At 70.6% G+C, this 9,212-nt stretch carries 10 protein-coding genes; 4 read left to right on the plus strand and 6 right to left on the minus strand.

Annotated features, from left to right (window positions below; translation table 11 throughout):
* Positions 1 to 67 precede the first annotated feature (67 nt).
* The 4 genes from RIF93_RS15455 to RIF93_RS15470 all read right to left on the minus strand — a co-directional run bounded on the left by RIF93_RS15455 (position 68) and on the right by RIF93_RS15470 (position 5,108).
* The gene (locus RIF93_RS15455) at positions 68 to 982 is read right to left on the minus strand and encodes a glycoside hydrolase family 16 protein (RefSeq protein WP_309092340.1); all 915 of its coding nucleotides are present in this window, start codon (positions 980 to 982) and stop codon (positions 68 to 70) included.
* A gap of 20 nt (positions 983 to 1,002) precedes the next feature.
* Positions 1,003 to 3,213: an AAA family ATPase gene (locus tag RIF93_RS15460; protein ID WP_309092341.1), complete on the minus strand. Its 2,211-nt coding sequence runs from the start codon at positions 3,211 to 3,213 to the stop codon at positions 1,003 to 1,005.
* 198 nt (positions 3,214 to 3,411) lie between these two features.
* Positions 3,412 to 4,083 carry a polysaccharide biosynthesis/export family protein gene (locus RIF93_RS15465; RefSeq protein WP_309092342.1) on the minus strand — a complete coding sequence of 224 codons (672 nt, stop codon included), beginning with the start codon at positions 4,081 to 4,083 and terminating at the stop codon, positions 3,412 to 3,414.
* 125 nt (positions 4,084 to 4,208) lie between these two features.
* Positions 4,209 to 5,108, minus strand: coding sequence for a glycosyltransferase (locus RIF93_RS15470; protein ID WP_309092343.1), 900 nt, complete (start codon positions 5,106 to 5,108; stop codon positions 4,209 to 4,211).
* A gap of 153 nt (positions 5,109 to 5,261) precedes the next feature.
* Between RIF93_RS15470 and RIF93_RS15475 the strand changes: the two genes are divergently transcribed.
* On the plus strand, positions 5,262 to 5,450 hold the full coding sequence (locus tag RIF93_RS15475; RefSeq protein WP_309092344.1) for a hypothetical protein: 189 nt from the start codon (positions 5,262 to 5,264) through the stop codon (positions 5,448 to 5,450).
* Here RIF93_RS15475 and RIF93_RS15480 read toward each other — a convergent pair.
* Positions 5,447 to 5,599: a hypothetical protein gene (locus RIF93_RS15480; RefSeq protein ID WP_309092345.1), complete on the minus strand. Its 153-nt coding sequence runs from the start codon at positions 5,597 to 5,599 to the stop codon at positions 5,447 to 5,449. The genes RIF93_RS15475 and RIF93_RS15480 overlap by 4 nt on opposite strands.
* Positions 5,600 to 5,786: 187 nt before the next feature.
* Between RIF93_RS15480 and RIF93_RS15485 the strand changes: the two genes are divergently transcribed.
* Both RIF93_RS15485 and RIF93_RS15490 read left to right on the plus strand, forming a co-directional pair.
* Entirely contained in the window at positions 5,787 to 6,458 is a 672-nt protein-coding gene (locus tag RIF93_RS15485; protein WP_309092346.1) for a sugar transferase, read from the plus strand.
* Between the two features lie 9 nt (positions 6,459 to 6,467).
* Positions 6,468 to 7,181, plus strand: a complete 714-nt coding sequence (locus tag RIF93_RS15490; RefSeq protein WP_309092347.1) for a phosphatase PAP2 family protein — start codon at positions 6,468 to 6,470, stop codon at positions 7,179 to 7,181.
* On the opposite strand, the gene RIF93_RS15495 is transcribed toward RIF93_RS15490, so the two are convergent.
* Positions 7,178 to 8,458, minus strand: coding sequence for an amidase (locus RIF93_RS15495; RefSeq protein WP_309092348.1), 1,281 nt, complete (start codon positions 8,456 to 8,458; stop codon positions 7,178 to 7,180). The two genes, RIF93_RS15490 and RIF93_RS15495, sit on opposite strands and share 4 nt — an antisense overlap.
* Positions 8,459 to 8,532: 74 nt before the next feature.
* Between RIF93_RS15495 and RIF93_RS15500 the strand changes: the two genes are divergently transcribed.
* Positions 8,533 to 9,212, plus strand: a 680-nt coding sequence (locus tag RIF93_RS15500; protein WP_309092349.1) for a phosphoenolpyruvate carboxylase, incomplete at its 3' end; no start/stop codon positions are given.

Below are 9,212 nucleotides of genomic sequence, written 5' to 3' on the forward strand. Positions count from 1 at the left end.
GTCGAGGCGGCGTCGCCAGCGTCCCGAAGGCGGCGAGGGCGGGGGCCGGCCGTGTCCCAGGTGGTGCTCATCGGGCGAACCTGTAGGCGCGGATGTAGTCGATGGTGAGCCGGGCGGGCAGGGGCGTGGAGGCGTCCGGCGCCCCGGCCCAGTCGCCGCCCGAGGCGATGTTGGCCAGCATGTACATCGGCTTGTGCATGTCGGCCGGCGTGCGCTCCTTGCGCACCTCGCGCCCGTCGATGAACCAGGTCACGTGCTCGCGGTCCCATGCCACCCCATAGGTGTGGAAGTCGTCGGGGCTCACCTGGAACTCGCGGCCTTCGATCTTCGCGGCGTTCGAGTGGTACGTCACATAGACCTTGGACGGGTCGCCGACGCTCTCCATGACGTCGATCTCGGGCGGCCAGGACAGGTCCTTCGGCAGCAGCCAGAAGGCCGGCCAGATGCCCTTGCCGCGCGGCAGCTTGGCCCGCATCTCGAAGTAGCCGTACGTCTGCGAGAAGCTCGGCTCGGTGGTGATCAGGCCCGAGACGTACTCGAACCCGCCCAAGGCGTCCTTCACCCGCGCGGGCGTCCGCTCGAAGCGGATCGAAAGCGTGCCGTCGCGGACCTCGAACGGATTGAGGCCCAGCGGGCGGTCATGGCCCCGGCGCAGACCCGGCGGTTCGTTGTCGCCATGCCGGCCGCCGTGGCCCCGCATGTCCGGATCGACGTAGAGCTGCACCTCCTTGTTCCACTTCAGGGTCCGGAGGTTGAAGTCGTCGTCCTTGTCGTCGCGGCCGTCGCGGAAGGTCGTGCGCCACACGCCCTGGCCGTTGCGCCAGGGGCGGAAGCTGTCGAACTCGTCCTGGAAGGCAAGCTCGAGCTTGCGGCCGTCCGGCGCCTGCTTCAGCGGACCGGACTGGGCTGAGGCCTGCTGGCAGGCCGCGGTCGCGAGGACCGCGGCCGCCACGGCGGCCAGGCGGGCGGCTGCGGAAGCCATGTCGATCGCCCCCGCCAGCCTCACGCCGCCGCGATGTAGTAGTTCTTGAAGTAGCCGTAGTAGTCGCTGCTGTCGCCGTAGCCGTAGCGCGCCTGGCCCTTCACGTTCACCTTGGTCAGCAGGGCCCCGGCGATGTTGGCGCCGCACTCCTGGAGGATGTCGATCGCCGACTGGGCCGCGCGCAGCGGGGTCTTGTTCCACTGCACGAGGTAGAGGACCCGGTCGGCCTTGGCGGCCAGGATGCGGGCGTCGGCCACGCCCAGGATCGGCGGAGCGTCCAAGATCACGTAGTCGAACCGCTCGGCCAGGTCCTTCAGCACCTCGTCGGTCTTCGGGTTGGAGAACAGGTCGTACGGGATCGACTTGCCCGCCGCCGGCAGGATGAACATGTTGCTCTTCGGGTCGTGGATCAGAGCGTCCGAGAGCGGCACGTCGTCCTGAACCACCTCGACCAGGCCCACTTCCTTCGGGCCGGCCAGCTTGGTGGCGCCGCGCTGGCGCAGGTCGCAGTCGACCAGCACCACGCTCGAGCCCGACAGCGCCAGCGTCCTGGCCAGGCAGAACGAGGTCAGGCTCTTGCCTTCCCGCGGCACCGCCGAGGTCACGGCGATCAGCTTGGAGTCGTCGCCGCGGCTGGACACCATCAGGAAGGCGCGCAGGTTGCGGAACGCCTCGGCGAAGCCCGAGAACGGATGGCTGACCAGATACTCCGCCGGCTGCGCCTGGGGTCCGCGCAGGCCTTTCGGCTTGATCGAGCGGAAGTCGGGAAGGACGCCGGCGAAGGGCACGCCCAACTCGCGTTCGACATCGAGGCGCGAGCGCAGGTGCTTGTCCCAGAACTCGGCCATCAGCACCGCCGCGCCCGCCGCGATCATGCCCGCCAGGAGGGCCAGCGCCGCCCCAAGCTTCATGTTCGGCGAGGACGGCGAGGTCGGCACGGCGGCCGGCGAATTGATCCGGGCGTCGGGCTGCTGCAGCGAACCGGCGGCGGCCACTTCCTTGGCGCGCTGCAGATAGGCCTCGTAGATCGCCTTGGCGGCGTCCGCGCGCTGTTGCAGCGGCAGCAGGCCGACCATCGCCGAATTGTTCTGCGCGATGCCGCCCTGGGCCGCGCCGCGGCTGCCGGCCAGCGAGCCGACCCGGCCCGCCGCGGCCGTCGCTTCGGCGCGCAGGTTCGACATGATGCGGTTGATCTCGGACTGGATCTGGCCGCGGATGTCCCGCAGCTGCGCTTCCGTGCGCTTCACCTCGGGATACTCGTCCGTGAAGTCGGTGCGCAGCTGGGCAAGCTTGACCGACAGCTCGGCCTCGCGCTTGCGCATTTCCTTGATCGTCTCGGAGCCTAGGGCGGCGCCGACGTCCGAGCCCATGTTGCCGTTGCGCAGCTGGGCCTGGGCGGCGGCCACGCGGGCGGCCTTCTCGGCGGCCTCGGCGCGGGCGATGGCCAGCTGCTGGTTCAGCACCGAGACTTCCTGCTCGGCCATGGTCTGGCCCTCGGTGGAGAACAGGCCGTGGGCGTTCTTGTACTGCTGCACGCGGGCCTCGGCGGCCTCGGCGTCGCGGCGCATCCGTTCCAGGCTGCGGCCGAGTTCGGTGTTGGCGCGGGTGACGGCGGCGATCTTCTCGTCCAGCTGCCGGTCCATGTAGGTCGCCAGGATGGCGTTCGTGATGCGGGCGGCCTTCTGCGGAGACGTCGAGCTCGAGCCCACCTGCACGACATAGGTCAGCCCCGCGCGACGAACCCAGGTGCGGCCTTGCAGGGCCTGGGCGGTCTGTGAAATGACCTGCGGGCTGGGGTTCGCGATCGGCGGCTTGGCGGGCGTCAGGCCGAACATGCCCGGGCCCTGCCGCGGGTTGTATTCGGGGTCGTTGTACAGCTTCTCCCGCCGCACCACGTCCTCGTAGAGCGCGTGCGAGCGCAGGATCTCGACCTGGGTGTCGACGGCGCTGGTGTCCGGCGGCAGGCCGCTGGACTGCCGGTCGGTGCTGGTCAGCTGCGCCGCCTTGGGGTCGATCACCACCGAGCCCACGGCCGAATAGGTCGGGGTCTTCAGGGCGAAGGCGCCCAGAACGATCAGGAAGACCACGCCGGCGACGCCCAGGCCCAGCTTCGCCCGCTGCAGCAGGATGCCGAAGAGCTGGCGCAGGTGCATGCGCTCGGGCTCGATCGGCCGGAAGGCCTGGGTTGGATGCGCCGGCAGCTGCTGCGTGACGGGGATAAGCGTATTCATGTGCGACCTGCGTCTCGGCTCTGTCGGGATGGGTCGCCGGGCCGGTTCGGCTCAGCTTGTGGGGCCCGCGTTCGGCCCACCCGGTCGGAAAACTAGCGCTGCTGATAACCCCGACTTCTGCAGCCGGTTCCGCGGCTTGCGCGGCGGGGCTGCAGGGAGGCCGGGCGTGAGGATTTCGAGTTCATGCAGGGCCGCCGATCACCAGGCGAACAGGCCCAGGAGCGGGAAGACGCCTTGGAAGTTCTGGATGAACTTGCTGCCGCCCGACGTGTCAACGACGACGATGTCGTTGCCGTAGATCTGCGGATCCTCAGACTTTCCGGAGCGGATCTCGTTCAGGTTGAAGGTTGCGGCGTGGCGCTTGCCGCCCACCTGCCGGAAGACGGCGACCTTCTTCACATTGGCCAGCTTCTGGTCCGGACCGCCGCCCAGCGAGATCGCCTGCAGCAGCGTGGTCGGACCGCTCAGCGGATAGACGCCCGGCTTGTTGACCGCCCCGTCGATGGTGACGCGCTGGCTCTGCGCGTTCTTCACCGTGACGATGACCTGCGGGTCCTTCATGTACCTGGCCTTCAGCGCCTTCTCGACGTCTTCCGAGAATTCGCCGGGCGTGCGCCCGCCGGCCTGGATCTGGCCGATCAGCGGCAGGATGACCTTGCCGCCGCTGTCCACCTGGACCTCCCGCTTCAGGTCCTCGATACCGAAGACGTTCACCTCCAGCACGTCCTGAGCGCCGATACGGTAGTCGGCGGCCGCGGGCGCGAGCAGCGCGGTGGAGTCGGGCGGGGGGAGGGAGTTCTTGGCGGCGAGCGCCGGCGTGGCCGCGACCAGGAACGCGGCGGCGGCGATCGAAAGCAGATGCCTGCGCATGGGTGGGCTCCGAAGTGAAATCGCGACCAGACGATTTGGATGGCGGGGAGCCGCACATCCGCGCTCATCAACTCGCGGAGAGCCGAGGCCGTTCCCCCGCCGCAGCAGGCCTTTTCGCAGAAGCTTCAGTAGAGCTCGAGTTCGCGCCAGCCGGCCAGACGCGCCACGACGCCGGCGTGCAGCGCGCCCCGCACCAGCCATCGGCTGCGCCTCGCGGGAGAGAAGGCGCTGGCCGCCGCGCCGGCCAGGCAGACCCCGCCCTTGGCCGCCGCCAGCCCCGTCTGGGCCAGTCGTGCGGCCCCGCGTCCGGCCTGGCCGCGCAGGCGCGAGCCGTGCGTCTGACCTGTGCGGAAACTGCGCTTCAGCAGCCATTTCAGGGACGCCCGCTGGGCGGGCACCGGCTCGTACGCCAGCGCGTCCGGGGCATAGCCGATGCGGCCGCCGGCGTCGGTGAGGCGGTAGAAGAAGTCGTCGTCCTCGCCGCCCTGGCGGCCCAGCGCCAGGTCGAACCGCAGGCCCAGGCGTTCGATGGTCTGCCGGCGGATCATCACATTGCCGGCATAGCCCTTCAGGATACGGCCGCCGACCTTCACCGGTCCTGTGGAATGGAAGTCGCCGGCTGACAACCATTCCGGCGCATCCGGCGGATAGACCGCCTTCACCGGCCCCAGCACCGCGTCCCAGCCGCCGGCCTCCATCTCCTTCAGCAGGGCGGCCAGCCAGCCCTCCGTCGCGGTCTCGTCGTCGTCGAGGAAGGCCAGGAAGGGCGCGCGGACCGCGTCAAGGCAGGCGTTGCGCGCGAGCGAGATGTTGCGCGCCGGCGCATGCACGTAGGTCACGTCCAGCCCGTGCGCGGCCGCGGCCGCCAGCACCCGCTCCCGCGCCTCGGGCTGCTCGTCGTTGTCGGCCACGACGATCCGCAGGCGGACGTTCTCGGGCAGCGCCTGACGCGCCAGCGAGGCCAGGGTCTCGGCCACGGCCGGCCTGCGGTAGGTGCAGACGCAGACGTCCACGTCGGTGGTCATGGGGGATGCCCGCTCCGAAGCTTCGCCGCGGGAATGCAGGCGCGCCCCAGGGGTTCCCGATCACGTTTCCGCAATCGCGAAGGACAGCGCGGGCATTGCGGCAACCCGCCGGCCGTCCGGGTGTTCAGATCGGGCAAGCTGGGAGGCCGAAAGATGCATGAGCCGCGGTCGTTCGCCTATTCGCTCAGCCAAAGCGAAACCGGCTGGCGCTGGAGCGTCTATGACGAGGACGGCGTGACCGTGGCCCGCGGCGCGGACGCCAGCCGTTCGGCCGCCGAAGCCGCCGTCGAGAAGATGCTGAAGCGGGCTTCGTCGCTGAAGACGGCCGCCGCCGAAGCCTAGTGGCGGCGGGCGCGCACGCGCACCCGGACCGCCTCGGCCCGCCCGGCGCGGGCCTTCGACCACATCACGATCGAAAGGCCGACCAGGAGCGGCCAGGTCATCGCGCCCAGGGTGAAGGCGCCGTCCAGCGATGAGGCGATGGTCTGCATCCGGATCTCTTACGCCGTATCGCGCGTGCAGACATCACCCATAGCGTCGCACCCGGCGACGCTCGAAGACAACAGTCGGTGATGAGCTGAGATTAGCTGCCTTGGCCGTGGAACCCCCGGCCGCGGCGGCGGGTTCTTGGGCCTGTTTTGGCGGGGATGGCCTCGCCAACGCTTCCGATCGAGCACCATGTCCGAAGTCATCTACGCCAATGCCCCGGCCGCGCGCAGCCATGCGCCGAAGCTGGCCTGGGACGCGCCCGTCACCGAGGCCATGAACTTCACGATCGCGCTGGTGGCGCTGATCTTCCTGGCGCCGCTGATGATCGCCGTCGCCATCCTCGTCTACGCCCAGGATGGCGGTCCCGCCATCTTCGCGCACAAGCGCTTGGGCAAGGGCGGGCGGCACTTCCGCTGCCTGAAGTTCCGCTCGATGGCAATCGACGCCGAGCAGCGCTTGGCCGACCTCTTGGCCCGCGACCCCGAGGCCCGCGCCGAGTGGGAGAAGGACCACAAGCTGCGCAACGATCCGCGGGTCACGAAGCTCGGCGCGTTTCTGCGCAAGTCGAGCCTCGACGAGCTGCCGCAGCTGTTTAACGTCCTGCGCGGCGAGATGAGCCTGGTCGGGCCCCGCCCCATCGTCGACGCCGAGGTCCCGAAGTACGGCCGCCGCTTCCGCCACTACTGCGCCGTGAAGCCCGGCATCACCGGCCTTTGGCAGGTCAGCGGCCGCAACGACACCAGCTACCGCGCCCGCGTCGCGATGGACTGCGTGTACGCCGAGCGCCGCAACGCCTTGCTGGACGCCAAGATCATGGTGGCCACCGTTCCGGCGGTGCTGCTGAGCCGCGGATCGTACTAGAAAGGGACCATGCTGGTCCGACGAGCGAGGGCGGTCGCGGCCGCCCTCTGGCGGTTCGCGAGGCGCTTCGAAACCCGCGCGCTGCTGATCTTCATGGCCGCGATGGGGGCGCTATGGGCGTTCTTCTCCCTCGCGGAGGAGGTCGGCGAGGGCGAGACCCGTGCGATCGACGAGCGCCTGATCCTCCTCTTCCGAAATCCGGCCGACCTGAACGATCCGATCGGGCCGCACACGTTCGAGGAGGCGGTCCGCGACGTCACCGCCTTGGGCGGCTTCACGGTGGTCACGATGGCGACCGTCGCCGGCGTGCTGACCTTCCTCTTCCACGGCCGCACCCGCCACGCGCTCGTGCTGCTGGGAACGGTGCTTCTGGCGCTGGTCTCCAGCGAGGGGATGAAGGCGATCTACGGCCGCCCGCGTCCCGACCTGGTGCCGCATGGCTCGTTTGTCTACTCGGCCAGCTTCCCAAGCGGGCACTCCACGCTGTCGGCGGCGACCTTCCTCACTCTTGCGGTGCTGGTCTCGAGCCTGGAGGCGCGTTGGCGGACCAAGGCCCTGTTCTACGGCTTGGCGTTCGCCATCTTGGCGACCGTGGGCTTGAGCCGCGTCTATCTCGGGGTCCATTGGCCCAGCGACGTGCTGGCCGGCTGGTGCCTGGGCGCCGCCTGGGCCTTCCTTGCCTGGGTCGTACTGCGCTGGATCGGCGGCCGCACGCGCGGCTAGGCCTCGAAGCCGGACAGGTCCGGCGTGCGCCCGTCCCAGCCGGACACCCGCTCGAACGTGGCGCCCAGGGCCACGACGCGGGCCTCGTCGCCAGGCCGGCCCGCGATCTGGAAGCCGACGGGAAGCCCGCCGCCCGTCAGTCCGCAGGGAACGCTGATCGCCGGCAGATCCATGTAGTTGGCCGCGCGCGTCAGGCGGCTTAGCGGCGAGACCGTCTCGTCCACCGTCTCGATCGGGGGCGCCGGGATCGGGCAGGTCGGCGACAGGAGACCGTCGTAGGGGGCGAGCCAGGCGTGGAACGCCTTCTGGTCGGCGGCGCGGCGGGCGTGGACCTCGTCCAGCCGCTGCTCGCTGATCTCGCGGCCCACCTCGAACCGCCGCACGATCCACGGGTCCATCACTTGGGCGTGGCGGGCGATCCGCTCGCCCCAGATCCTCCAGCCTTCGCCGGCCATCAGTAGGCCGTTGGCGGCGAACGAGTCCTCCAGCAGGGCTGGCGGCTTTACCGTCTCGATAGCGACGCCGGCGTCCTGGAATCGCTCCAGCGCCTCGCCGTACAGCCGCGCCACCTCGGGGTCGACCTCGCCCAGGCTCTCGAGCGGCAGAGCCGCGAGCCGCCGTCCGCGCACGTCGGCGGCGAGCGCCGCCTCGGCATCAAACGGACCGCGCACCGCCGCCGCCTCGTCGGGCCCGGAGATCGCCGCCAGCATCCTCGCGGCCGTCGCCACGTCCCGAGCCAGCGCGCCCACCGTGTCCAGCGCCGGGCTGAGGGGGTGGACGCCGCGCAGGCTGACCAGCCCGCGGCCGGGTTTCAGCCCCACCACGCCGCAGATCGCCGCGGGGATCCGCACCGACCCGCCGGTGTCGGTGCCCAGCGCCGCGTCGCACAGTCCCGCCGCCACCGCCGCCGCCGAGCCGGACGACGATCCGCCCGGCGCGCGGTGGACCCGCGCGTCCCACGGATTCCACGGCGCCCCGACCGCGCGGTTGGTGCCCCATCCGCCGTAGGCCAATTCGACCGTGTGGGTCTTGCCCACCGCGCTCCAGCCCGCCTGCAGCAGCCGTTCGACGACGCGGGCGTGGCGCGCGGGGGCGGGGTCTACCGGCACGCGCGACCCGCCGCCGGTGGGGACGCCCGCCACGTCGATCAGGTCCTTCACCGCCACGACAGGCCCGTCGCCGTCCTCGCCGGGCAGCGGCGGGTCGAACACCTGGACGAAGGCGTTCAGCCGGCCGTCGTAGCGGCGGATGCGGGCGAGGGCCTCGTTCGGCGTCATGGAAACCGTTATCGCTGACGCTGGGGCATGAAACCAGATGACGGCGGTCGCCCATGGGTTTTAAAGCGCCGCCCATGACCCAGTCGTCGCCCGACCAACTCCGCGCCGCCGTCCGCTTCCTTGGCCGTGTGCTGGGCGACGTCATTCGCGTCCAGGACGGGCCGGCGGTGTTCAACCAGATCGAGGACATCCGCAAGGCCTCGGTCGCCTACCACCGCGACGGCACGCCCGAGGCGGCCCGGCTGATGGCCGAGCGGCTCTCGTCGCTCAGCCTGGAAGACACCGTCCGCTTCGCGCACTCGTTCGCCTGCTTCCTGCAGATCACCAACATCGCCGAGGACCAGATCCAGCGTCGGCGCATCCGTGCGGGCGACGCCCGGCCCGACACGCTGGCCGGCGCCCTGCGCACGTTGGCCGCCGAGGGCGTGGAACGTCAGGCGGTGGCGGACCTCCTGGCCGGCGCCCTGATCGCCCCGGTCATCACCGCCCACCCAAGCGAGGTGCGCCGCAAGAGCGTCCTGGACCGCCAGAGCGCCATCGCCCGCGGGCTGGAGGCCTTCGACCGCGCCCGCACCGACGCCGAGCGCGCCGCCATCGAGCGCGAGCTGGTCCGAGAGGTCTCGATCTTCTGGCGCACCCGTCTGCTGCGGCAGGTGAAGATCGCCGTCAGCGACGAGATCGAGAACGCCGTCTCCTATTTCGAGCGTAGCTTCCTGGCCGCGCTGCCCCGGCTCTACGCCCACTGGCGCGAGGT

Source organism: Phenylobacterium sp. (genome assembly GCF_031181185.1).
Classification (GTDB): domain Bacteria; phylum Pseudomonadota; class Alphaproteobacteria; order Caulobacterales; family Caulobacteraceae; genus Phenylobacterium.